This is a genomic window from Parundibacterium terreum (assembly GCF_014636315.1).
Classification (GTDB): domain Bacteria; phylum Pseudomonadota; class Gammaproteobacteria; order Burkholderiales; family Burkholderiaceae_D; genus Undibacterium; species Undibacterium terreum.
Genome location: NZ_BMED01000004.1, coordinates 278,492 through 304,267, shown reverse-complemented (window position 1 = coordinate 304,267; position 25,776 = coordinate 278,492). Strand labels below are relative to the sequence as shown.

Annotated in this window: 25 protein-coding genes; 16 read left to right on the top strand and 9 right to left on the bottom strand. The window is 56.0% G+C overall.

Features of this window, described 5'->3' with window-relative positions; genetic code table 11:
- The first annotated feature begins 67 nt into the window (after positions 1 to 67).
- On the top strand, positions 68 to 925 hold the full coding sequence (locus IEW12_RS19815; protein ID WP_188567832.1) for an SIR2 family NAD-dependent protein deacylase: 858 nt from the start codon (positions 68 to 70) through the stop codon (positions 923 to 925).
- Between the two features lie 66 nt (positions 926 to 991).
- Here IEW12_RS19815 and IEW12_RS19810 read toward each other — a convergent pair whose 3' ends face one another.
- The 3 genes from IEW12_RS19810 to IEW12_RS19800 form a co-directional block, all read right to left on the bottom strand.
- Positions 992 to 2,314, bottom strand: a complete 1,323-nt coding sequence (locus tag IEW12_RS19810; RefSeq protein WP_188567831.1) for an MFS transporter — start codon at positions 2,312 to 2,314, stop codon at positions 992 to 994.
- Positions 2,315 to 2,560: 246 nt separating this feature from the next.
- A complete protein-coding gene (locus IEW12_RS19805; RefSeq protein WP_188567830.1) occupies positions 2,561 to 2,938 on the bottom strand; it encodes a DUF423 domain-containing protein in 378 nt (125 codons plus the stop codon).
- Between the two features lie 149 nt (positions 2,939 to 3,087).
- Positions 3,088 to 6,660, bottom strand: coding sequence for an indolepyruvate ferredoxin oxidoreductase family protein (locus IEW12_RS19800; protein WP_188567829.1), 3,573 nt, complete (start codon positions 6,658 to 6,660; stop codon positions 3,088 to 3,090).
- A 543-nt stretch (positions 6,661 to 7,203) separates the two neighbouring features.
- On the opposite strand from IEW12_RS19800, the gene dapF reads away from it, so the two are divergent.
- The 10 genes from dapF (at position 7,204) to IEW12_RS19750 (ending at position 16,488) form a co-directional block, all read left to right on the top strand.
- Positions 7,204 to 8,055 carry a diaminopimelate epimerase gene (gene dapF / locus IEW12_RS19795; protein WP_188567828.1) on the top strand — a complete coding sequence of 284 codons (852 nt, stop codon included), beginning with the start codon at positions 7,204 to 7,206 and terminating at the stop codon, positions 8,053 to 8,055.
- Positions 8,056 to 8,065: 10 nt separating this feature from the next.
- Positions 8,066 to 8,722: a DUF484 family protein gene (locus IEW12_RS19790; RefSeq protein WP_188567827.1), complete on the top strand. Its 657-nt coding sequence runs from the start codon at positions 8,066 to 8,068 to the stop codon at positions 8,720 to 8,722.
- A gap of 3 nt (positions 8,723 to 8,725) precedes the next feature.
- Positions 8,726 to 9,649: a tyrosine recombinase XerC gene (gene xerC, locus IEW12_RS19785; RefSeq protein WP_188567826.1), complete on the top strand. Its 924-nt coding sequence runs from the start codon at positions 8,726 to 8,728 to the stop codon at positions 9,647 to 9,649.
- Positions 9,650 to 9,792: 143 nt separating this feature from the next.
- Positions 9,793 to 10,344 (top strand): Fur family transcriptional regulator, encoded by a 552-nt coding sequence (locus tag IEW12_RS19780; RefSeq protein WP_188567825.1) that lies wholly within the window; start codon positions 9,793 to 9,795, stop codon positions 10,342 to 10,344.
- A gap of 74 nt (positions 10,345 to 10,418) precedes the next feature.
- Entirely contained in the window at positions 10,419 to 11,474 is a 1,056-nt protein-coding gene (locus tag IEW12_RS19775; protein ID WP_188567824.1) for a CobW family GTP-binding protein, read from the top strand.
- A gap of 249 nt (positions 11,475 to 11,723) precedes the next feature.
- Positions 11,724 to 12,128, top strand: a complete 405-nt coding sequence (gene dksA / locus IEW12_RS19770) for an RNA polymerase-binding protein DksA (protein WP_188568037.1) — start codon at positions 11,724 to 11,726, stop codon at positions 12,126 to 12,128.
- A 479-nt stretch (positions 12,129 to 12,607) separates the two neighbouring features.
- Positions 12,608 to 14,089, top strand: coding sequence for an STAS domain-containing protein (locus IEW12_RS19765; protein ID WP_188567823.1), 1,482 nt, complete (start codon positions 12,608 to 12,610; stop codon positions 14,087 to 14,089).
- 241 nt (positions 14,090 to 14,330) lie between these two features.
- Entirely contained in the window at positions 14,331 to 14,867 is a 537-nt protein-coding gene (hslV, locus tag IEW12_RS19760) for an ATP-dependent protease subunit HslV (RefSeq protein ID WP_188567822.1), read from the top strand.
- Positions 14,868 to 14,880: 13 nt separating this feature from the next.
- A complete protein-coding gene (gene hslU / locus IEW12_RS19755; protein ID WP_188567821.1) occupies positions 14,881 to 16,221 on the top strand; it encodes an ATP-dependent protease ATPase subunit HslU in 1,341 nt (446 codons plus the stop codon).
- A gap of 81 nt (positions 16,222 to 16,302) precedes the next feature.
- Entirely contained in the window at positions 16,303 to 16,488 is a 186-nt protein-coding gene (locus IEW12_RS19750; RefSeq protein ID WP_188567820.1) for a hypothetical protein, read from the top strand.
- Here the strand turns inward: IEW12_RS19750 and IEW12_RS19745 are convergent.
- From IEW12_RS19745 to IEW12_RS19725, 5 genes are all read right to left on the bottom strand, one after another.
- A complete protein-coding gene (locus IEW12_RS19745; RefSeq protein WP_188567819.1) occupies positions 16,485 to 17,483 on the bottom strand; it encodes an NAD(P)H-dependent glycerol-3-phosphate dehydrogenase in 999 nt (332 codons plus the stop codon). The genes IEW12_RS19750 and IEW12_RS19745 overlap by 4 nt on opposite strands.
- Before the next feature lie 113 nt (positions 17,484 to 17,596).
- Positions 17,597 to 18,043, bottom strand: coding sequence for an SH3 domain-containing protein (locus tag IEW12_RS19740; protein ID WP_188568036.1), 447 nt, complete (start codon positions 18,041 to 18,043; stop codon positions 17,597 to 17,599).
- A gap of 158 nt (positions 18,044 to 18,201) precedes the next feature.
- Entirely contained in the window at positions 18,202 to 18,696 is a 495-nt protein-coding gene (gene secB / locus IEW12_RS19735) for a protein-export chaperone SecB (protein WP_188567818.1), read from the bottom strand.
- Positions 18,697 to 18,863: 167 nt separating this feature from the next.
- Positions 18,864 to 19,127: a glutaredoxin 3 gene (grxC, locus tag IEW12_RS19730; protein WP_188567817.1), complete on the bottom strand. Its 264-nt coding sequence runs from the start codon at positions 19,125 to 19,127 to the stop codon at positions 18,864 to 18,866.
- 66 nt (positions 19,128 to 19,193) lie between these two features.
- A complete protein-coding gene (locus tag IEW12_RS19725) occupies positions 19,194 to 19,604 on the bottom strand; it encodes a rhodanese-like domain-containing protein (RefSeq protein WP_188567816.1) in 411 nt (136 codons plus the stop codon).
- Between the two features lie 105 nt (positions 19,605 to 19,709).
- Here IEW12_RS19725 and gpmA point away from each other — a divergent pair, with 105 nt between their 5' ends.
- From gpmA to IEW12_RS19700, 5 genes are all read left to right on the top strand, one after another.
- The gene (gene gpmA, locus IEW12_RS19720; protein WP_188567815.1) at positions 19,710 to 20,456 is read left to right on the top strand and encodes a 2,3-diphosphoglycerate-dependent phosphoglycerate mutase; all 747 of its coding nucleotides are present in this window, start codon (positions 19,710 to 19,712) and stop codon (positions 20,454 to 20,456) included.
- 23 nt (positions 20,457 to 20,479) lie between these two features.
- Positions 20,480 to 21,853, top strand: a complete 1,374-nt coding sequence (locus IEW12_RS19715; RefSeq protein WP_188567814.1) for a murein hydrolase activator EnvC family protein — start codon at positions 20,480 to 20,482, stop codon at positions 21,851 to 21,853.
- A gap of 96 nt (positions 21,854 to 21,949) precedes the next feature.
- Complete coding sequence (locus tag IEW12_RS19710; RefSeq protein ID WP_188567813.1) at positions 21,950 to 23,419, top strand: S41 family peptidase; 1,470 nt, start codon at positions 21,950 to 21,952, stop codon at positions 23,417 to 23,419.
- A gap of 161 nt (positions 23,420 to 23,580) precedes the next feature.
- Entirely contained in the window at positions 23,581 to 24,339 is a 759-nt protein-coding gene (locus tag IEW12_RS19705) for a HesA/MoeB/ThiF family protein (RefSeq protein WP_188567812.1), read from the top strand.
- 181 nt (positions 24,340 to 24,520) lie between these two features.
- Positions 24,521 to 24,736, top strand: a complete 216-nt coding sequence (locus IEW12_RS19700; RefSeq protein ID WP_188567811.1) for a hypothetical protein — start codon at positions 24,521 to 24,523, stop codon at positions 24,734 to 24,736.
- 278 nt (positions 24,737 to 25,014) lie between these two features.
- On the opposite strand, the gene IEW12_RS19695 is transcribed toward IEW12_RS19700, so the two are convergent.
- Positions 25,015 to 25,761, bottom strand: coding sequence for an ABC transporter ATP-binding protein (locus IEW12_RS19695; RefSeq protein ID WP_188567810.1), 747 nt, complete (start codon positions 25,759 to 25,761; stop codon positions 25,015 to 25,017).
- Positions 25,762 to 25,776 lie beyond the last annotated feature (15 nt).

The window sequence follows — 25,776 nt, the reverse complement described above, 5'->3', positions numbered from 1 at the left end:
AATGTATCTTGATAAGATAGTATGGTTTATTCAGCCACAAACTTCTTTGACAGAACTACCGCCACTCATGCGCTCTCCCGACCAGTTATTACACCATGCTGCAGAATTGATACAAGAAGCCGACGGCCTGGTCGTCGCCGCAGGAGCCGGCATGGGCGTTGATTCCGGCTTGCCTGACTTTCGCGGCAATACCGGATTCTGGAATGCCTATCCGGCGCTAGCGAAGGCGGGACTGGAATTTACCCAGATTGCTTCGCCTGCCGCATTTGAAACCCGCCCCGAGCTTGCGTGGGGATTTTACGGTCACAGGCTGGATCTGTACCGGCGCATCCAGCCGCATGCGGGCTTTGCGCTGCTGAAGCATTGGGGTAGCCAAATGCCGCAAGGCTATACGGTATTTACCAGCAACGTGGATGGTCAATTCCAGAGGGCGGGTTTTGATGGGCAGCATATCAATGAATGTCATGGTTCTATCCATCATCTGCAATGCCTGCAGGGATGCTGTGCCGATATCTGGCCGGCGGATGCCTTCATCCCCGACGTGGACAAGGACAACTGCCGCCTGCGCAATCACCCGCCCTTGTGTCCACATTGCGGCGGACTCGCCCGGCCCAATATCCTGATGTTTGGGGACTGGGGCTGGAACGAGCAACAGCAGGCGGCTCAGCATGCGCGCCAGCAAAGCTGGCTGGAGAAGGTAGAAAGACCTGTCGCGATAGAGCTGGGCGCGGGAACTGCGATCCCTTCGGTCAGATACTTCAGCCAGCACATACTGCAAAAGCATGGCGGCCGCCTGATCAGGATTAATCTGCGCGAGGCAGGCGTCGCAAGCAAAGAGGATGTCGGGCTGGCTATGGGGGCACTGGATGGCTTGAAGGCGATTGCTGCGGTGCTAGGCGGCCAATATCAGCTGGCGGAAGAATAACGGGGGAAGGCAGGGATTTTGCAAGCCTGCGACGGCATACCGTCGCAGGGGTATTCGAATACTATGTCAAGTCGCCGGGTGAGACGGAAGATCCGTCACTATCCTTTGCTCCCTGGCGCTCACACTGCTTTTACGATACAGCACCAGCGTGGCGATCAGGCCGCAGATTGCGGCAAATGTCATCCACAATCCAGGCGCGGCCTTGTCTTTTGTCGCTTCTATCAGCCCCGTGGCGATCGCTGGTGTGAAGCCGCCGAAAATCGCCGTTGCCAAACTATAGGCCAGCGAGAAGCCGGCCGTACGCACCTCAACCGGCATTACCTCGGTCAATGCCACCACCATGGCGCCGTTGTAGCTGGCATACAGGAAGGACAGCCACAGCTCTACCTCAAGCATCTTGCCAAAGGTCGGCAGGCCGGTCAGCCAGGTCATCGCGGGGTAGGCAGTGAGTATGGTCAATACGGTGAAGAAGATCAGCAGTGGACGGCGGCCGATACGGTCCGACAATGCGCCCATCACAGGTAGCCAGATGAAGTTGGATATGCCGACGCAAAAGGTCACGATCAGGCTGTCCGTCGTACTCAGTTTGAGCACGCTCTTGCCGAAGGTTGGTGTGTACACGGTGATCAGGTAGAAGGAGACCGTAGTCATCGCCACCAGCATCATGCCGGCGATCACGATGCCCCAGTTTTCCAGCATGGAGCGGAAAATTTCTTTGGCATCCGGGCGATGCTTCCGCTTCATGAATTCTTCAGTTTCCTGCAGCGAGCGGCGTATCATGAACAGTACCGGCACAATCATGCAACCGATGAAAAACGGAACGCGCCAGCCCCAGTCGCCGATCTGCGCAGGCGTCAGGGACACATTCAACGCATAACCCAGCGCAGCAGCGACAATGATCGCCACTTGCTGGCTGGCAGATTGCCAACTGACGTAGAAGCCTTTATTGCCTGGTGTGGCCATTTCCGACAAGTAGACGGAAACACCGCCCAGCTCCACACCTGCCGAGAAGCCCTGCAACAGGCGCCCGGTCAACACCAGGAAGGGAGCGAGATAGCCTATAGTGGCAAACCCCGGCACGAAAGCGATCAGCATCGTGCCCAGCGCCATCAATGCCAGTGTGACGATCAGGCCTTGCCGGCGGCCTACCCTATCCACATAGGCGCCGAGAAAGATTGCTCCCAGAGGGCGCATCAGGAAACCGGCGCCGAAGGTCATAAAGGTCAGCATCAACGATGCGAATTCATCGCCGGCCGGAAAGAAAGTTTTGGAAATGTAGGTAGCGTAGAAACCGAACAGGAAAAAGTCGAACATTTCCATGAAGTTGCCGCTAGTCACACGAAGAACGGTGCCGAATTTTGACTGGCTGGGTGCGGTACTGGCTGTCATATTGATCTCGCAAAGAATGAGAATACGCGCACCACGCACGAGGGCGCGGTGTGGAGTGCTGGAATTATAGCGCAGATGCCGGGATTGCCTTGGGCGTATGCGGCGGCCATATAGACACTGGAGCGCATCGCAGCACCGTCAATTTAAAATCGCTAAAAAATATTAACGATAGACAATAGTCACCCTACTTGTCCAGGCTCGCGGCAGCGTTTTCGCTGCACCGCAACATTGCCGATAACTTCTTTTTTAACGAGCCGATTGATAAGCCGCCCACGCAAGCATCGCCCATGCCAGCAAGAATCCCAGTCCGCCCAAAGGCGTAATCGCACCCAGTATGCGGGTGCCGGACAAGGCCAGTGCATACAGGCTGCCACTGAACAAGACGATGCCGACCAGCATGGCAATACTCGCCCATCCCAGCAAGGCAGAGTTCAAACGCGGCATCAGCAGCGCAATCACGAACAGGCCGAGCGCATGCATCGCCTGATAGCTCACTGCCGTCTGCCAGATCGCCAGCATCTCTGCACTCAACACCTGCTTCAGCCCATGCGCGCCAAAGGCGCCTGCACCGACGGCGATAAACATATTGACGGCGGCGATGATAATGATGGTGCGTTCGTTCATCCTTGATCCTTGTTTGGTTACGAGTTCCGACGAGATTTTCCCGCGTATTCTAGCGGTTTTACCTGCACTGCGATGGAGGTAAAAAAAATGGCCGACTAGGTCGGCCATTTTTGTTGATGCATATCGACTATGCAGCGTTAGGACTATGACTATGCTGCTTTCTTAGGCTGCTGGCTTGTATTGAACTCTGCCAGCAAGGCTGCCTGCTTGGCCTTGGCAACATTCAAATGACGTTCCTTCACGTGGCCGTAGCCGCGGATATCTTCCGGAATGCTGGCGAGTGCTACTGCCTTTGCCAGATTGTCCGCATTCAACTGCGCCAGCAAGCCGCCCAGCATCTGCTTGTATTCCACAGGAAGGGCGCGTTCCATCTTGCGCTCTTCGGTGTAGCCAAAGATATCCAGCATGCCGCCGCGCAGGAATTTCGCTTTCGCCAGCAGGCCGAAGGCCTTCATCATCCAGGGGCCGAAGGATTGCTTGATCAGGTGTCCCTTGGCATCGCGCTTGGCCAGCAAAGGCGGCGCCAGGTGGAAGTTGATCTTGTAATCGCCTTCAAACATGTCGGCAACCTTCTTCTCGAAACTGCCGGTGGTATACAGGCGCGCAACTTCATACTCGTCCTTGTACGCCATCAGTTTGAACAGATAGCGTGCTGCTGCTTCCGTCAGGCGCAGCGCCTTGGCGCCATCCACGACTTTTTCTTCCGCCGCCTTAACCTGCTGGATGAAGTCCAGGTATTGTTTGGCATAGGCAGCGTCCTGGTAATCGGTCAGGAAGGAAACACGCTTGGCGATGATGTCATCCAGCGTCGGCGCGCGTTTCAGTTCTATCACCTGCGCTGGTGTAATCAGCTTCTCGACTGCAGGCAGATCGTGAGCAGCGATACGGCCCCAGTTGAAGGCCTTCTTATTGAAGTCTACCGATACGCCATTCAATTCTATCGCACGCATCAGCACTGCTTCGGTCAGCGGTACCCAGCCTTTTTGCCATGCGTAACCGAGCATGAACATATTGGTCGCGATATTGTCGCCCATCAGTGCAGTGGCTATCCTGCCGGCGTCGATCAGCGACACATGGTCGCTGCCGCAGGCGGCGCGGATATCACTCTCGGCGCCGGAACCCGGAAACTGCCAGTTAGGATCCTTGACGAAAGCCGCAGTCGGTGTGCCGGTGGAATTGATGGCCGCGTACGTGCGGCCTTCGCCCATGCGCGACAAGGCATCCTTGCCTGCTGTGACAATCACGTCGCAACCGATGACCAGATCCGCCGCACCGGTACCGACGCGGGTGGAGTGGATATCTTCCGGCTTGTCTGCCAGGCGCACATGCGACAGCACAGGGCCGCCCTTTTGCGCCAGGCCGCTCATATCCAGCACCGAGCAACCCTTGCCGGCCACGTGCGCCGCCATCGCCAGGATCTGGCCGACGGTTACCACACCGGTACCGCCTATGCCGGTCACCAGGATGCCGAAAGGTTCAGCGGTGGACGGTATCTGCGGTGTCGGCAGGTTGGCCACATCCAGCGACGGGCTGTTTTCTACCTTGGCCCTCTTGGGCTTTTTCAGACTGCCGCCTTCTACCGTCACAAAACTCGGGCAGAAGCCATTGACGCAAGAGAAATCCTTGTTGCAGGAAGACTGGTTGATCTGGCGCTTGCGGCCGAATTCCGTTTCCAGCGGTTCTACCGACAGGCAGTTGGACTGCACGCTGCAATCGCCGCAGCCTTCGCATACGGCTTCATTGATGACGGCGCGCTTGGCTGGGTCCGGATACTCATTGCGTTTCCGGCGGCGGCGTTTTTCGCTGGCGCAGGTCTGGTCGTAGATCATTGCCGATACGCCCTTCACTTCGCGCAGTTCGCGCTGTACCGCATCCAGTTCGCTGCGATGGCGCACGGTAACGCCGGGTGCCCAGTTGTAGTCGGCTGGATATTTGTCCGGCTCATCGGTGACTACGATAATGGGATTCACGCCTTCCGCGGCGATCTGGCGCGAGATCATGCCAGGGTCCAGCGGGCCGTCAAATTCCTGGCCGCCGGTCATCGCGACCGCATCGTTGTACAGAATCTTGTATGTGATATTGACCTTGCCGGACACCGAGGCACGCACTGCCAGCAGGCCGGAGTGATAGTAAGTGCCGTCACCCAGATTGCAGAATACGTGGTCTTCCGTAGTGAACGGCGCCTGGCCTATCCAGGTCGTGCCTTCCGCGCCCATGTGCGTGAAGGTGGAGGTTTCCCTGTCCATCCACAGCACCATGTAGTGGCAACCGATACCGGCCAGCGCACGGCTGCCATCCGGCAGCTTGGTGGAGGTATTGTGCGGGCAGCCGGAGCAGAAATGCGGGATACGGTCCTTGGCCGGATCCGGCTTGCTGGACATGACCTTCAATACCGATTCCTTGGCTTCCAGATAAGCGATACGCTCTTTCACGCGCTGTTCAACCGGATGGCCGGCGAAGTAGCGCGAAATGCGCGATGCAACCGCGCGCGCGATCTGTGCCGGTGTCAGCTCGTAGGTGGCAGGCAGCAGCCAGTCGCCGTGGCCGGCGCCTTGCAGATTGCTCCATTCGCCGGTGTCGTCGAACTTGCCGACCACGCGTGGGCGCTGGCCGTCCGGCAGGTTGTACAGCTCTTCCTTGATCTGGTATTCCAGTATCTGGCGCTTCTCTTCCACCACCAGGATTTCTTCCAGGCCTTCGGCAAACTGATGCACGCCCTGTGACTCCAGCGGCCAGGTCATGCCTATCTTGTACAGGCGTATGCCGATGTCGCGCGCAACTTGTTCGTCTATGCCGAGGTCAGCCAGCGCCTGGCGAGTATCCAGATAGGATTTACCGGCAGTGATGATGCCGATGCGGGCCTTGGGGCTATCCCAGATGATCTGGTTCAGCTTGTTGGCGCGTACATAGGCCAGTGCCGCATACCATTTGTAGTTGTTCATCCGCGCTTCCTGGTCCAGCACCGCATCCGGCATGCGGATGTTGAGGCCGTCAGCCGGCAGGATCAGGTCGGTAGGAATGACAGGCTGCACGCGGTCAGGATCGATATCGACGGCAGCGCCGGACTCGACGATGTCGGTCACGCACTTCATCGACACCCACAGGCCGGTGTAGCGGCTCATTGCAAATGCATGCAGGCCGTAGTCCAGGTATTCCTGCACCGACGACGGATACAGCACGGGAATGCCGCAAGCCTTCAGGATATGTTCGCTCTGATGCGCGGTCGTAGAGGATTTGGCCGCATGGTCATCGCCTGCCAATACCAGGACGCCGCCGTGCTTCGACGTGCCCGCCATATTGGCGTGCTTGAAGACGTCGCCGCAGCGATCCACGCCCGGGCCCTTGCCGTACCAGATGGAAAACACCCCGTCATACTTGGCGCCCTGGAACATATTGACTTGCTGCGTGCCCCACACGGTCGTTGCCGCCAGATCCTCATTGACGCCGGGATGGAAGGTAACGTGATGCGCGGCCAGATGCTTCTTGGCTTTCTGTGCGGTCATATCGACGCCGCCCAGCGGTGAACCGCGGTAGCCGGTGATAAAGCCGCCGGTATTCAGGCCGGCTTTCAAGTCATGCTGGCGCTGCAGCATCGCCAGGCGGATGATTGCCTGCGTGCCCGTCATGAAGGCACGGCCGCGCTCCAGCGTAAATTTGTCATCCAGGGAAATCGTGTCGTCTACCAGCGATGTTTGCTGATCGACCTTGAGGGGTGCGTTCATGGGGTCTCCGTGCTTTGGTCTCGTTGCGAGGGTATCGCTTCAAACAGAATCACCTTGTGGGTAATCATATATGGGATTGGCTAAGAATCCGACTCGCTGCATAAATAAGTTGCAACCAGGCGCCTTCTTGCAAATCTCCGGCTTGTTCTATGACGGATCGCACATTAACACGCTGTACCGGCTGACTCAATGGACAGTGCAGCATAATTGGACCGGTACAGCATTGCTGACACTTATGCAAAGTGTACCGGTCAAATTAACATCAATTCTCCAGGGAAATACCGTTTTAGCTAGTCTGCCTTGGGGCAACTGTCCGAGGCTTTCACCGGGCCAGCTATCCCAGCCTGTGCCCCTAGGCTCGACACGCAGGGTGCGATGTGGATCCATGCCACCCGCCTCCCGGATGAATTTTTATTACGCATTCATGGTCGAAATTGCAAAAATGCAACAAATTAACTGGTGGCAAGTGAAAAATCCGGCTGTTGCACGATGCGCGTATCCAATGCCAGCGATTGCACAGTTGAATAAGTCTATAATGGCAAGATGAAACTCAAATTCACCAAAATGCATGGTGCCGGCAATGATTTTGTCGTCATTGACGCCATCAATCAACAGATTGCTTTCACTCCTGCCCAGTGGAAACTGTTGGCCGACCGCCGCTTTGGCGTCGGCGCCGACCAGATCCTGGTGGTGGAAAAGCCCGATACCGATGGCGTGGATTTCCGCTACCGCATCTACAACGCCGACGGCGGCGAAGTGGAGCAATGCGGCAACGGCTCGCGCGCCTTTGTCCGTTTTGTGCGGGATAAGGGCCTGACCGACAAGACGGCGATCAAGGTGGAAACCCTGTCAGGCGTGATCGAACCTCGGCTGGAACTGGATGGCAGCATTACCGTGGACATGGGTGCTCCCATACTGGAGCCAGCCCAGGTACCGTTTGACGCCACTGGCTTGGACGCCCGCACCGAAGGTCGCGATGCCTTGTGGCCGTTGGAAATCAATGGCAAGACTGCCTGGTTTTCCACTGTGTCGATGGGCAATCCGCATGCGGTGCAGGTAGTAGAAGACACCGAAGCGGCACCGGTGCTGGCAGATGGCCCTGCTATCGAATATCATCCGCGCTTCCCGCGCCGCGTGAATGCAGGCTTCATGCAGATTGTGAATCCCCAGCATATACGCCTGCGCGTGTATGAACGCGGCGCCGGCGAAACGCTGGCCTGTGGTACCGGCGCTTGCGCAGCAGTCGTGGCGGGCATACGGCGCGGCCTGCTGCAGTCGCCGGTGAAAGTAACGACGCATGGCGGTGAATTATCCATAGCATGGCAGGGCGAGAACCAGCCTGTATTTTTGAGCGGGCCGGCGGTGTCGGTGTACGAAGGCGAAATCAACATTTAATCTATTACTCATGAATTCTAACGACATAGCGGATTACCTGACCCAACACCCCCATTTTTTCGAAGAGCATGCAGAACTGCTGTCCACCGTCAAACTGACCAGCCCTGTCCTGGGCCGCGCCATTTCGCTGCAAGAGCGCCAAATGGAAATCGTCAGGGAAAAATACAAGTTGCTGGAATTGCGCATGTCCGACCTGGTCCGCGTGGCGCAGGAAAACGACGGCATTACCACCAAGTTCCAGACCTGGACCCGTTCGCTGCTGCTGGCACGCAACGATGTCGATCTGCCATACATACTGACCCAGGGCTTGCAGCAGTTCTTTGACTTGCCGCATGCCACCCTGCGTCTATGGGATACCGCGGAAGACTATTCCCATACCTGGTTTTCGCAATCGGTGACTGAAGACGTGCGTCTATTTGCCAAGGGTCTGGGTTCGCCCTTCTGCGGCAAGAATATGGATTTTGAAGCAGCAGGCTGGATAGAGTCCGATGAGCCTATCCAATCGCTGGCCATGCTGCCCTTGCGGCTGGCGCCTGGTGCATCCACCTTCGGCCTGCTGGTGCTGGGCTCGCCCGATCCTGCCCGCTACACCAAGGAAATGGCGACCGACTTCCTGGTGAAGATCGCCGATACGGCCAGTGCTGCGCTGAGCTGCCTGATCGAGTAAGTCATGGACCTCGCGCAGCTGACCGATTATCTGCAGGTCCTGCGCACCCAGCGCAATTTGTCCGCACACACCGTGTCCAGCTACAAGCTGGATCTGGAAGAGCTGGCATCAATGGCAAGCGAGGCCGGGGAAACCGAGCTCGCTACCCTGTCTTATTTCCACATACGCCGCTTCACCTCCCAACTGCATGCGCAGGGACAAAGCCCGCGCACGATTGCGCGCAAGCTGTCGAGCTGGCGCGGGTTTTACCGCTGGCTGGCAGAGCAGCAGCCTCTGGCTGGCAATCCGGTCGATGGCATCAAGGCTCCCAAGCGCGGCAAATCGCTGCCCAAGGCCCTGGGTGCGGACGATGCAGTGCGGCTGGTGGCGCAAGCACGCGGCGACAGCCCGACACTGGCCGCGAACCGGGCAATGTTTGAGCTACTGTATTCCAGCGGCTTGAGGGTATCCGAGCTGGTAGGGCTGGATGTCGCCCATGTCGCAGAAAAAGGCCACACCTCGCTGGGCTGGGTGGACATAGAGCAGCAAGAGGTCATAGTCACCGGCAAAGGCAACAAGCAGCGCATCGTGCCGGTCGGCCGTCCTGCGCTGGAAGCCATACTGGCCTGGCTGGCAGTACGCCCCAGCCTGCAAAAGCTGGACCCGCATCCCTTATTCCTGACCGAGCGCGGCACCCGCATGTCGGCCCGGCTGGTGCAATTGCGGCTGAAAGCGCATGCGCAGTCGCTGGATATCCCGGCCGACGTCCATCCGCATGTACTGCGGCACTCATTTGCATCGCATGTGCTGCAGTCTTCTGGCGACCTGCGCGCAGTGCAGGAAATGCTCGGACACAGTTCCATCGCCGCGACCCAGGTTTATACCGCGCTGGATTTCCAGCACCTGTCCAAGGTCTACGACCAGGCGCATCCGCGCGCAAAGAAATAATTAGGCGACACCTAAGCGGCACCTAAACAATACCCAAGCAAGCTTTAACATCCCGCTGATGCAGCAAACCCCATTTTGCAACTCAATTGCAATTTGGGGCATAATAGGGGTTTCGCAGCCTAGCTGCAGCTCCGATTTACAAGATGAAAACCAAGCCAGCCAGCAAGCCGCCAGCCTCAGGCGGACATGCCACGCAAGAATATGGCGGCCAGGACGGCAAGACCCTGGCCGAAAATATGCTGCGCAACTCGCCGGTGCGCGCCACCGAAGCCAGGATCAGCGTGCTGGCCGTCCTGCTGGACAACCACTGCGCGTTGTCGCATCAGGAAGTACAGGATGCGCTGCAGACCATGGACAGGGTAACGCTATACCGCGCGCTGGATTGCCTGACAGATGCCGGCCTGACCCACAAGATTGCCGGGGACGACAGGGTGTTTCGTTACAGCACCGGCGGTGAGTCGGCAGATCATGCAAGCGCCGGCGGCATCCAGCATCAGCACGGCCACTTTAAATGCACGCGTTGCGCTCGGGTATTTTGCCTGGATGAAGAACACGGTTACTCCGGTGCAGAGCCCGCGCCGCCTTCGCTGAAGGACCAGTTGCAAGCGACTTTGCAAAATACACTGGGGCGGGGCTTTCAAAGCCACGACATAGAATTGACGATCAAAGGCTGGTGCGCCGACTGTGCGAAATAGACACCGACCCGTATATTCCACGTCCATTCCAGATACATCACCTAATAGATACTACTAAATAAGAGAACCACATCATGGCACTGATCCCTACCACCATCCTGACCGGCTTCCTGGGTGCCGGCAAGACCACGCTGCTCAACCGCATCCTGCAAGAAGACCACGGCCACAAGATTGCCGTCATCGAAAACGAATTCGGCCAGGAAAATATCGATAATGAAATCCTGGTGCAGGACAGCAATGAGCAGATAGTCGAAATGAACAACGGCTGCATCTGTTGCACGGTGCGCGGCGACCTGATCGTTGCACTGAGCAAACTGGCCGAACAAAAACGGGCAGGCATCCTGAACTTCGACCGCGTCATCATAGAAACCACCGGCCTGGCCAACCCCGGCCCGGTCGCGCAAACTTTCTTTGTCGATGACGAAGTTGGCACTCACTATATACTAGATGCCGTGGTGACTGTGGTTGATGCGCGCCATGCGATGCAACAACTGGACGAGCATGAAGAAGCGCAGAGGCAAGTGGGCTTTGCCGACAAGATATTATTGTCCAAAACCGACCTGGTCGATGACCAGCAGGTTGCGGCCTTGCGCACTCGCCTGACCCGCATCAATCCACGTACCAGCATCGTGCCTGTCGATTTCGGCAAAGTCGCCATTTCCGAAGTGCTGGACCTGCGCGGCTTCAACCTGAATGCAAAACTGGAACTGGATCCCGATTTCCTGCAGGCAGAAGAAGAACATGAACACCACCACGAACATGATGAGCCCGGCCATGTGCATGATGAAAATTGCAAACATGATCATCATGATCACCACCATGCGCACCATAGCGACGACATCGCTGCATTTGTGTTTAAAAGTACACGCCCCTTTGATACTGCCAAGCTGGATGAATTTTTAGGTGGTCTGGTGCAGGTATTTGGACCGCGCATGTTGCGCTACAAAGGCGTTTTGTTAATGGACGGCGCTGACCGTAAGGTCATTTTCCAGGGTGTGCATCAGATCATGGGCACCGATGTCGGCGGCAAATGGGGAGATGAAGAGTTGCGCGAGAGCAAGATGGTCTTTATTGGCAAAAATCTACCAAAAGATATTTTTATTGAAGGATTAAGCCAATGTTTGGTATAAACTAGCGGGCTACTGAGGGCGGCTATGCCGTTTTAGGTAAATACCGAGTGTCATGGAGCGGTCATTTACTTTGTCAGTAAGGGGAGGATAATGGCTTTACTTGGATTGCTTTTATGGAATTTAGTGATAATCTGAACCATGAACTGAGTTCCAAGCTATTACTTGTGTGTTAACCCGTCGTATCGAAAGTTAAGCGAAGTGGCAACTAAATCACCTAAATCGACTGCAACAGTCAATGCGCCCGCAACTTTGCTCACTGAAGAAGAAATTCTGAAGATGAGTGAAAAGGACTACATGAACGATGCACAACTGGCATTTTTCAAGGCCCGTTTGCAACAGCTTGAGAAGGATTTGCTTAAAAACGCCGACGAAACAACAGAACATCTGCGTGAAACCGTTTTAGTCCCTGATCCAGCGGACCGTGCCACGATAGAGGAAGAACACGCGCTGGAATTGCGCACCCGTGATCGTGAACGTAAGCTGCTGAAAAAGGTGCAACAGTCTATCGCCAGTATTGATGAAGGCGAATATGGCTGGTGCGAAGAAACCGGCGAACCTATCGGCGTTCCCCGTCTGCTGGCCCGTCCTACAGCGACCCTGTCACTGGAAGCCCAGCAAAGACGTGAAATGAAGCAAAAGTTGTACGGCGACTGATTTGCAAGGCGTGATAACCCAAAACGCTTGATCGAAAAGCGCGCAGAAGATACTGCGCGCTTTTTTTATGCGCAAACGCTGCATCTCTGCGGCACCGCGCCCGGATTGCTCTGACTAAGTATGCGGGAAGAGTTCAGGCGTCCACGCAATGTATAGGCTTTTTACATCCATATGTAAATTTTTGTAAAATGGAAACATTTTCAGCCCGCCGTGATTCAGAATTAGCGCCGGTATTGCCCCCAATCCCTTAAATGGAAAAACACTATTTGAGCTTATAGTCTGCCAATATGGCACGATATCCATAATAGTCGCGGCATTTGAGTAGATTGTTATTTGCCAAAACCGGCGCGCTTAACAATAATTGGGTGAATGGGACTATACTTTAGTCTCGCGAATGAGTACCAACTGGTATTCATGGATCTTTTTGTTCAAAGTAACAGTTAACGGCAATTACAAATTGCCTTACGCACAGGATTAACGTGGGGATTTTTTCGCTTTTCGGCAAGAAGAATGAACAGAAGGACAGCACGTCCTCTGCCAAGTCTTCCTCTAAAAACTCGCAGGCCAAGAGTACCGATACCCCGTTGGATAATGTAGCGACCGACGCAGCATTTACCCAATCCGTGCTGGCCCAAAGGCATAAGGCGCGCGCCACAGAACGCAAGATAGACGCGATAGAGTTTGAAATGTCGCGCGACATCGTTCGATCCAAACCAGGCAGTGGCAGAAATACCACAATCGGCGGCGGCCCTATCACCCAGGCTGCGCCAGAGACAACGACTGCCAAAAGCAAGGCCAGTTCATCCCTGGGCAGAAAAGCTGTTCCTGCCAATGCTGCCCAACTGATCACCGATTTCCAGAGCACCATGCCGCTGGCCGGTCCGAATACAGATTACCTGTTGAGCGGCTCCGACACGCTGGGCCGCCACGATGCGATGTCCGCCGCCACGCTGGCGCCGACCGAATCGGTGCCAGTGCTGGAAGAGGCCGCCATCCTGTTTGCCAGCGGCCAGTCCGATGTGGCCGAGCACATGCTTTCAAGCTGGATCCACCAGGATAGCCTGGGGCCTGCGGCCCAGCTGGGCTGGTACATGTTGTTCGACCTGTATCAAATTACGCACAAGAAAACCCAGTTTGAAGCGCTGTCGCTGGAATATGCGAGCAAGTTCGAAACTTCGCCGCCTATCTGGCTCGATTCTTCCAAGCCAAAATCCGAGAGCGAAGGCAAAAGCCATCCTAGCGATATCCCGACGATGTCCTTCCCCAAGCAACTGAACGCAGACATCGCCAAGCAGCTGGATAAACTGCAGGAACTGAGCCAGAAGAGCCGCACCATCAAACTGGAATTCAACCGCGTCAAACAGGTGGATCCAGCGGGTTCGGCCCTGCTGCTGAATGCGATCAAGGCACTGAACAAATCCGGGCATGACCTGGTGCTGGTAGGCGCGCATGAGCTGACTGCTTGCCTGCGCGGCATCCTCGAAGTCGGACGGCGCGATGAAACCGAGGCGCCATGGCTGCTGTTGCTGGAAATATTGCAATTGCTACAATTGGAGCAAGTGTTTGAAGAAACTAGCATCGATTACTGCATTACTTTTGAAGTCTCACCGCCGTCTTTCGTCGCCCCGAAAAATAAGGTAACCACGTCTGCGCCTGAAATTGAAGCCGAACCGGAGCCATCCGGCCGCTTCATGATGCCTGCCGTGATAGAAGGCAAGACTGACGGCCTGATCCAACAGATCAGCGATCATGCCAAATCGCATAATCCCATCCTGCTGGATTGTTCACTGCTGGAAAGGGTGGAATTCGGCGCATCGGCGCAATTGCTGAGCGGCCTGGTTCCGCTGGCTTCGCAAAAAGATATGACGATACAATTCCACGAAGTGAATTATCTGGTCATGGCCCTGTTCAATGCGATGGGCCTGAAGAACGTCGCCGCCATTTTCCCGCGTAAGCACTGATCTCCCCATTGGCCGCGAGACGCCGGCCAGACCTTGCAAACGCAAGCGAAGCCCCCATTTCCTTTAGCACTGGCGCTTGTGCGCCATGCAATATCAACAATAGCCTTTAATAACAGCCTTTAACTACTGCTCCAGGGTGCCGCGTCTTTGATCGAGGCAGGCGTTCCTTCAGCTCAGCGGCTGCCGGCCACTCCGGCAGATTATTGGCAGGATTGCATCACCATCATTTTTTGAGGTCCTTATGGAACAATTTCACGGCACCACCATCTTGTCCGTGCGGCGCGGCAACCAGGTCGCGCTCGGTGGCGATGGCCAGGTGACACTGGGCAATATCGTCATGAAGGGCACAGCCCGCAAGGTGCGCAAGCTGTACCACAATAAAGTACTGGCAGGCTTTGCCGGCGGCACTGCCGATGCCTTTACGCTGATAGAACGCTTTGAAGCCAAATTGGAAAAACACCAGGGCCACCTGATGCGCGCTTCGGTAGAGCTGGCCAAAGACTGGCGTACCGACCGCATGCTGCGCAGGCTGGAAGCAATGCTACTGGTAGCCGACAAGGAAACCACCCTGGTTATTACCGGCAATGGCGATGTGCTGGAACCCAGCGATGGCATAGGCGCCATTGGTTCGGGCGGCACCTTTGCCCAATCCGCCGCCAAGGCCTTGCAGGAAAATACCGATCTCTCCCCTATCGACATCGTCAAGAAATCGCTGACGATCGCCGGCGAATTGTGCATCTATACCAATTTGTCGCACACCATAGAAACGCTGGATTAAGCTGGAATACAACATGAACATGACCCCTCAAGAGATCGTCTCTGAACTGGACAAGCACGTCGTAGGACAAGGGCGTGCAAAACGCGCGGTGGCAATCGCCTTGCGCAACCGCTGGCGCCGCCAGCAGGTGGCTGAGCCCCTGCGCCATGAAATCACGCCCAAGAACATCCTGATGATAGGACCGACAGGCGTAGGTAAAACCGAGATCGCCCGCCGCCTGGCCAAGCTGGCCGATGCGCCCTTCATCAAGATCGAAGCCACCAAATTTACCGAAGTCGGTTATGTAGGCCGCGATGTGGATACCATCATCCGCGACCTGATCGACATCGGCATCAAGCAAACCCGCGAATCAGCAACACGCAAGGTGCGCGCGCAGGCAGAAGATGCGGCAGAAGACCGCGTACTCGACATCCTGCTGCCGCAGCCGCGCGACTTCGGCTTCAACGCCAGCACCACTGCCGCACCGGAGGCCGACAACAGCACGACCCGCCAGACTTTCCGCAAGCGCCTGCGCGAAGGCGAGCTGGACGACAAGGAAATCGAGATCGAAGTCGCTGAGGCTGGCCCGCAAATGGAAATCATGGCGCCCCCCGGCATGGAAGAAATGACCGAGCAGATCAAGACCATGTTTTCCGGCATAGGCAATGGCCGCAAGAAATCACGCAAGCTGAAGATCAAGGATGCGATGAAGCTGCTGATCGAGGAAGAAGCGGGCAAGCTGGTCAATGAAGATGAGCTGAAACAAAAAGCGATCACCAATGTCGAGCAGAACGGCATCGTATTCCTGGATGAGATAGACAAGATCGCCAATCGCTCGGAAATGGGCGGCGCCGATGTATCTCGCGCCGGCGTACAGCGCGATCTGCTGCCGCTGGTGGAAGGTACGACAGTCAATACCAAGTACGGCATGATCAAGACCGACCACATCCTGTTCATCGCTTCCGGTGCTTTCCATCTGGCCAAGCCTTCGGACCTGATCCCGGAACTGCAGGGCCGCTTCCCTATCCGGGTAGAACTGGAATCCCTGTCGATTGCCGATTTTGAACGCATCCTGACCAGCACTGATGCCTGCCTGACCAAGCAATATGAAGCGCTGCTGGCGACCGAAGACGTCAAAGTGGACTTCACCAAGGATGGCATAGAAAAACTGGCCGGCATCGCTTATTCGGTCAATGAAACCACCGAAAACATCGGTGCGCGCCGCCTGTACACGGTGATGGAAAAACTGCTGGAAGAAGTGTCCTTCGATGCCCACCAGAAGAGCGGCCAGACCGTCGTCATCGACGCTGCTTATGTGGAAGAGACACTGGGCGCGCTGTCCGTCAATGAAGACTTATCGCGCTATGTTTTGTAAATGATTTAACAAGTGCAGTAAAATAAAAAGCCCGGCATAGCCACTATGCCGGGCTTTTTAATTCTTACCAGGAGCTTGAGCATGGCGAATAAATCGCTGGGCACCCGTCAAAAACTGAGTTTTCGCATTGAGCCTTCACAGGCCAAACCGCGCAATCCTGTGGCAATCGCCGCCAAACAGCGCGCCGCGGGGCCGCATAAAAAATCCGCCTCTGCCGTCCGGCAGGCGCAAAAACTTGCCGTCAAAAAGGGCGAGGCAGAAAGCTAGCTGAGTTCCTGCTTCGCGTCCCTTGCCAGCAGGCGCCCTATCATCTGCTGCACCGGTACATCATCAAACAGTACACCCGCCACTGCATCCGCAATCGGCATTTCCACATTCAACTTTGCCGCCAGGGTTTTCACCGCCTGCGCACAGCGCACGCCCTCGGCCACATGACCCAGCTCGGCCACGATCACCGGCAATGACTTGCCCTGCGCCAGTGCCAGCCCTACCTTGCGGTTACGCGACAGGTCGCCGGTGCAAGTCAGTATCAGGTCGCCGACGCCGGTCAGGCCCATCAAGGTTTCCACTCGGCCGCCCAGCGCAGAGCTCAGGCGGCTGATTTCCGCCAGGCCGCGGGTGATCAGTGCAGCGCGGGCATTCAAGCCCAGGCCCAGGCCATCGGCAATGCCGGTGGCAATCGCCAGGATATTCTTCACAGCACCGCCGACTTCCACGCCGACAATGTCATCGCTTGAATAGACCCGCAATGCATTACCGTGTGCAGCCTGTACCACTTGCTGGCACAGGCTGGACGAAGAGGATGCTATCGTCAGCGCGCATGGCAGGCCTTTGGCGACCTCTTGCGCAAACGACGGGCCGGATAAGGCCCCCGCCTCGATATCGCTTCCCAGCACCTGCTGCGCGACCTGATGCGGCAATAGCAAACTGCCCTCTTCAAATCCCTTGCACAGCCAGATCACGCGCTTGGGCGCAAACGGCAGACATTGCTGCAGGGTAGGACGCAAGCCTGCTACCGAGCTGGCCACGATCAGCAGGTCGGCAGGATTTGCCGCATGCCTCAGTGCCAGTTCAAAGTCGGCTGTCACCTGCAACGTATCGGGTAGCGCAAAACCCGGCAGGTAGAGGCTGTTTTCGCGGCCGGCGGCGATGCCTTCCATCGTGGCCGCATTGCGGCCCCATAGCATCACATCGTTCCTGGCCGCCAGCGATATCGCCAGTGCGGTGCCCCAGGCACCTGCGCCTAAAATACTGATTTTCATTGTTTTCCCGACGCCCCGTCACCGGTCCGTAAAAACCGGTTTGCTATAAAAAAAGGACAGCAGGCTGTCCTGATGTCCTTCTTGTACCGGCAAAGCTGAATACAAGCTCTGCTCTATACACCCCATACTTCGGACGCTTTGACATAGCCCATCTGTCCGTCCTTGTGCTTGACCTTCAGCCAGCCGCCGGAGGCGGGTTCCGCCATTTCCAGCAGCACGTTTTTGTCGGCGCTGAAAACCACGGCTGCGCTTTCGTCGGCAGTTGCACGTATCTTTGCATTGGCGGCACGGACCACCACATTGCGCCTTGCAACCAGTTCCTTGGATTCTACCCAGCTCAGGTCACCGGCCATGTCGCGCACCTTGCTCCATGTGCCATAGGTCAGTATCACTTCCACCGGCATGCCGCGTGGAGCAACATACAGTTTGCCGCCCTTCGCGGAAGGAGCGTCATACAGGACGACAGGGGATGCCCCTATCGATTTGAATTCCAGCGCATGAGCGGCCCCCGCCAGCAGGCTCAAACCGGCCAGCAATGGGATCAACAGAAAACGACGCATATCACGCATATCTTTCAAAACTCCAGTTACCAGGGCACGTAGGGCGCAAACATCACGCCATGCCAGTCTATTCGCTATCGCGCCGGCCATGGCTTAGCCTGGCCGGCAAGCGGTATGCTTCCCGGCTGCAATTGCTGCGCCGGGAGCCATCAACGCAATTAGTGCGTTGTCGTGCCTTCAGGAGTTGCCGCGCCATTTGTCTGCGCAGCAGCTTGCTGCTCAGCCAGATTTTGCAAGCGTTGTGCGTAGAAGGCTTCGAAATTGATTTCAGCCAGATGGATAGGTGGGAAACCGGCACGGGTAATCGCGTCAGCGATATTGGCGCGCAGGTATGGGTACACGATGTTCGGGCAACCAATTCCCAGCAATGGATCCAATTGGTCGGCTGGGATATTGCGCGCTTCAAAAATACCGGCTTGCTTGCCTTCAACCAGGAAAGCGACCTTGTCTTTGACTTTTGCAGTCACAGTGATAGTCACTGTAGACTCAACGATGCCTTCGGCAATTTGCTCTGCGCCAACGTCAACGGCTACTTCTATGCTAGGCGATTCCTGTTCCAGGAAGATCGCTGGGGAGTTAGGCTGTTCAAGCGACAAATCTTTCAGATAAACGCGTTGAATTTGGAATACGGGCTGCAGATTTTCGTCAGACATGTGGGACTTTCTAAATGCTAAAAGATTAATAATGAACAGCGAGATTGCGAAAATGGCTGTTTTGCGCCAGTGACGGACCAGGTTAGCCTGCCTATGCAGAATCTGGACCTGGGCCGGTTTTAAGCCCGCAACTCGCTATTCTAACAAGCACTAGCCCCTGTCAGCAATCAAGCTTGCTGTAATAGCGGTTCCAGCTTGCCTGCACGGTCCAAGGCGGACAGATCGTCAAAGCCGCCAACATGGGTTTCCCCTATGTAGATCTGCGGTACGGTGCGGCGCCCGGTCTTTTGCATCATGTTTTCCTTGATGGCAGGATCCAGGTCCACACGGATTTTTTCGATGTTTTCCACGCCCTTGGACTTCAACAAGCGCTCAGCCATCACGCAATAGGGGCAAACGGCGGTGCTATACATTACTACATGGGACGTCATGATTTTCTCCTGCACTTATGTTCCAACAACATTTCCAGCATTACTTCCAGAACTATACATCCAGACTCATTTGATCGTCGGCAAGCCCTGAGATTTCCAGGCGCTTACACCGCCTTCCAGGCTGAATACCTGGCCAAAACCGGCCTTTTTCAATATCGATTCGGCACTGGATGAGCGTATTCCACGGTCACATACGGTAATGATGGTAGCGTTTTTGGATTTTTCAATTTCCTTGATGCGATTAGGCAATTCGCTCAAAGGGATATTTTTAGCATTTTGCAAATGTCCATCGGCAAAATCTGCGGCGTCGCGCACGTCCAGTACCACGGTTTTGCCCTGGTTCATGTATTGCACAGCTTGCATTGAGGTAACTTTTGCACCCCTTCTTTGCAATACAGGTACCAGCAAGGCAATGCCGGAAGCGATGATCAGGGCCAGCAACAGGAGATTAAAAAGATTGTCAGTAAAGAATTTCACAGTATTCCAATGGGTATAAATGGTTTTAGGTAACTCTATCATTATAAAATAGAAGGCAAAGCTACATTAGATCTTCTCATTTCTTACTCTCATTTCTAATTAACCATGTACAAAATCGTTTTAATGCGTCACGGCGAGTCTACCTGGAACCTGGACAATCGCTTTACCGGCTGGACCGATGTGGACCTGACGGAAAAAGGCATAGCGGAAGCACGCCAGGCCGGCAAAGTATTGAAGGAAGCCGGATTCAGCTTCGATCTCGCCTATACCTCGGTATTGAAACGCGCGATCCGTACGCTGTGGCTGACGATGGATGAGATGGACATGATGTGGTTGCCGGTGATCAACGACTGGCGCCTGAACGAACGCCACTACGGCGCCTTGCAAGGCCTGAACAAGTCGGAAACCGCCGCCAAGTATGGCGACGAACAAGTGCTGGTATGGCGCCGCAGCTATGACACGCCGCCGAATCCTCTGCCGGAAAATGATCCGCGCACTTCGTTTGGCGATCCGCGCTATGCCGGCCTGCAACGTTCGCAAATCCCGCTCACAGAGTGCCTGAAAGACACGGTGGAACGCGTAATGCCAGCCTGGGACGATACGATTGCTCCGGCTATCCGCGCCGGCAAGCGCATCATCATCTCCGCCCACGGCAATAGCCTGCGCGCGCTGATCAAGATGCTGGACGGCATCAGCGACGCCGATATCGTCGGCCTGAACATCCCCAACGGGCAACCGCTGGTGTATGAACTGGATGCAGACCTGAAGCCGATCAAGCATTACTACCTGGGCGACCAGTCCGCTATCGAAGCGGCGCTGCAAGCAGTTGCCAGCCAGGGAAAGGCCAAGTAATCAGCCGCGCCGCCAGCTCACTGATGAAGCAACTGAGGAAGCAACTGACTTTGCGCCGGGCATCGTCGGCCTGTGGCTTGCTGCTGCTATGGGCAGGCCTGCATGGAGACGCGCTGGCCGCCAGCAACCGGGCGGCGCAGAAAAATGCCGCCGAGGCGGAGCGCGCCGAGTTGCGGCAAAAGCTGAACGCGCTGAAAAACGATATCAGCAAGACCGAAACCGCGAAGGACCAGGCCAGCGATGCGCTGGCCGCTTCCGAGCAGTCGATCTCGGAAGCCAATCGTTCGCTGCGCGATCTGCAAAAAGAGCAAAGCGACACCCAGGCCCGGCTCACGCAATTGGCAGAAGAACAAAATCGCCTGCAACTACAGGTGGAAACGCAAAAGAAACAACTATCGGACTTTCTGCGCAGGCAATACATGCGCGGCAATAGCGACCGCATCAAGCTGCTGCTGTCCGGCGACAACCCCAACCGCATCAACCGCGACCTGCAATACATGGGCTATGTATCGCAAACCCAGGCCAAGATGATCGATGGCCTGCACGCCAGCCTGCAGGCAGTCACCAAGAACGCCGACGATGCGCGGGAAGCCAAGGAAGAGCTGGACGAAATAGCCCAGGAAGAACGCGAGCACAAAACAGCTCTGGAAACTGAGAAAAAACGCCGCTCCACGCTGCTGGCACAGTTGGCCGACAAGCTGCACAGCCAGAAGAAGCAGGCCGACAACCTGCAAAAAGACGAGCAGCGTCTGGGTGCGCTGGTCACCCAGTTGAATAAGTTAATCGAAGAACAAATCAAGGCCGAGCAGGCCCGTGCCGCCCTGCTGGAAAAGCAGCGCCAGGAAAAGCTGGCGCAACAGAAGGCGCTGCGCGAAAAAACACTGGCCAACCAGGGCAAAAAAACCGGCAAACAGCCTAATCCAGCCGATGCGATAGACGCCGACGAACCGCCTAAGCCGATTGCCAGGAATGAGCTGACGCCGGTGCCGGGCACCAATAACGGCGAATTCAGCCGGCTGAAGGGCCAGTTGCGGCTACCGGTCAAAGGCGAGCTGATTGCGCGCTTTGGCAGCAAACGCGCCGACGGCCCTAGCTGGAAAGGCCTGTTCATCCGCGCGGTGGAAGGCGCCGAAGTCAAGGCGATCGCCACCGGCAAGGTAGTATTTGCACAATGGCTGAAGGGCTTCGGCAATATGATCATCGTTGATCACGGTAGCGAATATATTAGTATTTACGGCAACAATCAGGCGGTGCTGAAACATGTCGGCGACATTGTAAAGACCGGCGATACAATTGCCAGTGCAGGTAATAGCGGCGGTAATGAAGAATCGGGTTTATACTTTGAAATACGGTACCGAGGCCAGGTTCAGGACCCAATGACTTGGGTAGGAAAGTAGCAATCGCCGATGAGCGGCGCGGGTTTGATCGATGCGGGATTTCATCAAACGACAGGCGCCCGAACAATTTTAAGTATCGGCATTATTAGGTGAGACATGGGTAAGCGACTGAAGAATATAGGTTTGATTAGTCTGGGCATGATTGCAGGCGTAGCTGCATCGATGCAGTTTTCCGCTATGGCGCAAAAAAACGCGACCGCGCCGCTGCCGGTGGAAGAGCTGAGACAACTGGCGGATGTATTCGGCCTGATCAAATCCGATTATGTCGAGCCGGTTGACGACAACAAACTGCTGACCGAAGCGATTTCCGGCATGGTGGCCTCGCTGGATCCGCACTCTGCCTATCTGGACAAGAAATCCTTCAAGGAATTGCGTGAAGGCACGCAGGGTAAATTTGTCGGACTGGGCATAGAAGTCGGCATGGAAGACGGCTATGTGAAAATCATTTCACCTATAGAAGACTCCCCTGCCTACCGCGCCAACCTGAAACCGGGCGACCTGATCACCAGGCTGGATTCCACGCCGGTAAAAGGACTGACGCTGGATGAGGCCGTGAAAAAGATGCGCGGCGAACCGAATACCAAGATCACGCTGACCATCTCGCGCAAAAACGAAGACAAGCCGATTGTCGTCACCATCGTGCGCGAAACCATCAAAGTGCAAAGTGTGAAGGCCAAGATAGTTGAACCCGGCTATGCGTGGCTGCGCATCTCCCAGTTCCAGGAGCCTACGGTTGAAGACATGGCCAAGAAGATCCAGAGCCTGTATGCGCAAGACCCTAATATCAAGGGCCTGGTGCTGGATTTAAGGAATGATCCGGGCGGCGTGTTGCCGGGCGCGATAGGCGTGTCTGCGGCCTTCCTGCCAAAAGACGTGCCGGTGGTATCGACCAACGGCCAGTTGCCGGATTCCAAAGCGATTTTCTACGCCAAGCGTGAATTCTACGCGGCCCGCGCAGTCGGCGATCCGCTGGCCAAATTGCCGGAAGCAGTCAAGTCCGTGCCTATGGTCGTACTGGTCAACACCGGCTCTGCCTCGGCATCTGAAATCGTGGCCGGCGCGCTGCAAGACTACAAGCGCGCAACCATCATAGGCACTCAGAGCTTCGGCAAGGGATCGGTACAGACGATACGCCAGATTTCCGCGGACACTGCCGTCAAGCTGACCACGGCGCGTTACTACACGCCGAACGGCCGCTCCATACAGGCCAAGGGCATCGTACCTGATCTGAACGTGGAAGAAACCGCCGACGGCGACGGCTTCAACGTATTGCGCACCCGTGAAGCGGATCTGCAAAAGCATCTGACCAACGACAAGGAAGCAGAAGTCGGCAAAGGCAAGGTCGTTGACGAACTGGAAGAAGAACAGCGCCTGGTCGCTTTGGCCAAGAAAGCCAAACCGCTGGAATACGGCAGCAAGGACGACTACCAGTTGGCTCAGGCGCTGAACCACCTGAAAGGCTTGCCGGTAAAGACCACGCTGGCCAAGGTAGAAGACAAGGGTGAAGAGTCTGAAAGCAAATCGGACTCTAAAGCAGAATCCAAGCCGGAGCCGAAGAAAAAGTAAGCTTTTGCATCTAAAAAAAACCGCAGCTACTGCGGTTTTTTTTTGCCCGCAGCCGCATTCCATTCTGCATGCAACGGGACGGCCGCTAACAGGCTAAGATAGAGGCTTGCCTGGCAGAAAATCCCAAGAAACTTCAGGAAATCTCGGAAAACAACAGCACCATGGATGACCAACAACTACTACGCTACTCCCGCCATATCCTGCTGGACCAGATAGGCATAGAAGGGCAGCAAAGCATCCTCTCTTCCCACGCACTGCTTATAGGCGCAGGCGGGCTGGGTTCGCCTGCCGCCCTGTACCTGGCCAGCGCCGGCATAGGCAGGCTGACCCTGGTAGATGATGATGAGGTTGACCTGACCAATCTGCAAAGACAAATCCTGCATACGACAGAACGCGTGGGGCAGCCCAAGGTCAGTTCCGGCAAGCAGGCACTGCAGCAGATTAATCCCGACGTCGATGTCATCGCGCTGAAAGAAAGACTGGCAGGCTCCCGGCTGGAGGAATTGGTGCAGGCGGCCGACATCGTGCTGGATTGCAGCGATAATTTCGCAACCCGGCATGCGATCAACCAGGCATGCGTCAAACTCAAAAAACCGCTGGTATCCGGTGCTGCCATTTCCTTCGACGGCCAGATCAGCGTGTTTGACGCGCGCGACGAAACATCCCCGTGCTATGCCTGCCTGTTCCCCCCGGGCGAGCAGTTTGAGGAAGTGCTGTGCTCAACGATGGGGGTGTTCGCGCCGCTGGTGGGCATCATAGGCACGATGCAGGCGGCCGAAGCGCTGAAGCTGGCCATGGGCTTGGGCAAGTCGCTGGCAGGCCGGCTTTTGCTACTGGATGCGCAGAATATGGAATGGACGCAAATCAAGATTACCCGCAACGCAGCTTGCCCCGTCTGCGGGAAAAACCACGCTGCATAGCCCTTTCCCCTTCCCACGTGTTTAAGAAACAACATTTACATCCATAAACCATTTCAGGATGTACAATCTTGGTGATCGAAAGAAATAGAATAAGAGCAACAACGCAAGCTATCTTTGGGGACCCGGCCCGGCGCCGGCTCACATCACCGTAGTCCGTCTGGGCAACTGGATATCACAGCGCATGAGTTCTGTTAGCGATATAGAGACCGACCTGTTGGCATTCCTGCTGTGCGCCATTGTCGTCAGCGGCGGGGTGCTGGCTGTCCTGTTATTCCGGGTAAAAGAAAAACGTCGCGCCAGCAGGGAAAGACGCCGTTACCGGCGCGAAGTCAGGGAAGAACGCCGGCGTGCTGAAGAAGACCGCAGGCAAACTTCCGAAGCAGGCGGTTCCAGCTAGGGCCTGTTAACAATTAAATTAGGAGATGCGTTCCAAGCAAAACGCGGGCTGGCAAGGCGCGCAACGCTTTAAGGCTGGTGCCTTAACAAGGAGTGCAACGCAGTCCAGCCCGCGTTTTGCTTGGAACCCGGAGGGAATGGGTCTAAACAGGCGCAGGGCGTTGTTGCAGCCCGCTGGCAGTATTCATACTGCGGCGCGGACTACGCCTAGCCCTGCACCTGTTTAGCCCCATTCGCACTCCTAATTTAATTGTTAACAGGCCCTAAGTCATTTCCCTGCTAGGCCGTCTTCTTGGCCAAACCAAGATAGGTATCAATCACGCGCTGGTCATGCGCCAGTTCTGCTGCAGGCCCTTGGAGCGCGATTTCACCAGTCTCCAGTACATATGCATAATCGGCCACCTGCAAGGCCGCGCGCGCATTTTGCTCCACCAGCAAAATCGCCACGCCGGTCTGCTTCAGGCGCTGGATGATGTGGAAGATTTCCTTGACGATCAAAGGTGCCAAGCCCAGGCTGGGCTCATCCAGCATCAGCAATTGCGGTTTGGCCATCAGTGCCCGCCCCAGGGCCAGCATCTGGCGCTCGCCGCCGGACAAAGTACCCGCCTCCTGGTTACGCCTCTCCAGCAAGCGGGGAAACAGCTCAAACACCACCTGTAACTGATCGGCGTAATTCTTTTCGCCGGCCTGGTAACGGCGGTAGCTGCCCAGCAGCAGGTTGTCTTCCACCCGCATGCTGGAAAACAGCTCACGCTTTTCCGGCACCAGGCACATGCCGCGTGCTACGCGTTTTTCTATCGCCATGCCGCCCAGGTCATGCGCATCCAGAAGAACCTTGCCCTTGATTGCGCCGTTGGATGGCAGCGCACCAGCGATGGCATTCAGCATCGTCGATTTACCGGCGCCATTGGGGCCGATCACGGTAACGATCTGGCCCGCGCCTACCTGTATGGCCACGCTATGCAGCGCCTCCACCTTGCCGTAGAAGACTTGCAGGTCGCTGACTTGTAATAATGGTGTAGTCATTGTTTTATCCAGATG

Bases quoted from the DNA above. Each gene is read 5' to 3' on its own strand.
- secB (WP_188567818.1), bottom strand. From the start codon at position 18,696: ATGTCTGACGAAAATCTGCAGCCCGTATTCCAAATTCAACGCGTTTAT.
- IEW12_RS19695 (WP_188567810.1), bottom strand. From the start codon at position 25,761: ATGACTACACCATTATTACAAGTCAGCGACCTGCAAGTCTTCTACGGC.
- IEW12_RS19705 (WP_188567812.1), top strand. From the start codon at position 23,581: ATGGATGACCAACAACTACTACGCTACTCCCGCCATATCCTGCTGGAC.
- gpmA (WP_188567815.1), top strand. From the start codon at position 19,710: ATGTACAAAATCGTTTTAATGCGTCACGGCGAGTCTACCTGGAACCTG.
- dapF (WP_188567828.1), top strand. From the start codon at position 7,204: ATGAAACTCAAATTCACCAAAATGCATGGTGCCGGCAATGATTTTGTC.
- IEW12_RS19775 (WP_188567824.1), top strand. From the start codon at position 10,419: ATGGCACTGATCCCTACCACCATCCTGACCGGCTTCCTGGGTGCCGGC.
- IEW12_RS19715 (WP_188567814.1), top strand. From the start codon at position 20,480: ATGAAGCAACTGAGGAAGCAACTGACTTTGCGCCGGGCATCGTCGGCC.
- IEW12_RS19810 (WP_188567831.1), bottom strand. From the start codon at position 2,314: ATGACAGCCAGTACCGCACCCAGCCAGTCAAAATTCGGCACCGTTCTT.
- IEW12_RS19805 (WP_188567830.1), bottom strand. From the start codon at position 2,938: ATGAACGAACGCACCATCATTATCATCGCCGCCGTCAATATGTTTATC.
- IEW12_RS19700 (WP_188567811.1), top strand. From the start codon at position 24,521: ATGAGTTCTGTTAGCGATATAGAGACCGACCTGTTGGCATTCCTGCTG.
- IEW12_RS19740 (WP_188568036.1), bottom strand. From the start codon at position 18,043: ATGCGTCGTTTTCTGTTGATCCCATTGCTGGCCGGTTTGAGCCTGCTG.
- hslV (WP_188567822.1), top strand. From the start codon at position 14,331: ATGGAACAATTTCACGGCACCACCATCTTGTCCGTGCGGCGCGGCAAC.
- IEW12_RS19800 (WP_188567829.1), bottom strand. From the start codon at position 6,660: ATGAACGCACCCCTCAAGGTCGATCAGCAAACATCGCTGGTAGACGAC.
- IEW12_RS19710 (WP_188567813.1), top strand. From the start codon at position 21,950: ATGGGTAAGCGACTGAAGAATATAGGTTTGATTAGTCTGGGCATGATT.
- IEW12_RS19750 (WP_188567820.1), top strand. From the start codon at position 16,303: ATGGCGAATAAATCGCTGGGCACCCGTCAAAAACTGAGTTTTCGCATT.
- hslU (WP_188567821.1), top strand. From the start codon at position 14,881: ATGAACATGACCCCTCAAGAGATCGTCTCTGAACTGGACAAGCACGTC.
- grxC (WP_188567817.1), bottom strand. From the start codon at position 19,127: ATGACGTCCCATGTAGTAATGTATAGCACCGCCGTTTGCCCCTATTGC.
- IEW12_RS19745 (WP_188567819.1), bottom strand. From the start codon at position 17,483: ATGAAAATCAGTATTTTAGGCGCAGGTGCCTGGGGCACCGCACTGGCG.
- IEW12_RS19790 (WP_188567827.1), top strand. From the start codon at position 8,066: ATGAATTCTAACGACATAGCGGATTACCTGACCCAACACCCCCATTTT.
- IEW12_RS19780 (WP_188567825.1), top strand. From the start codon at position 9,793: ATGAAAACCAAGCCAGCCAGCAAGCCGCCAGCCTCAGGCGGACATGCC.
- xerC (WP_188567826.1), top strand. From the start codon at position 8,726: ATGGACCTCGCGCAGCTGACCGATTATCTGCAGGTCCTGCGCACCCAG.
- IEW12_RS19815 (WP_188567832.1), top strand. From the start codon at position 68: ATGCGCTCTCCCGACCAGTTATTACACCATGCTGCAGAATTGATACAA.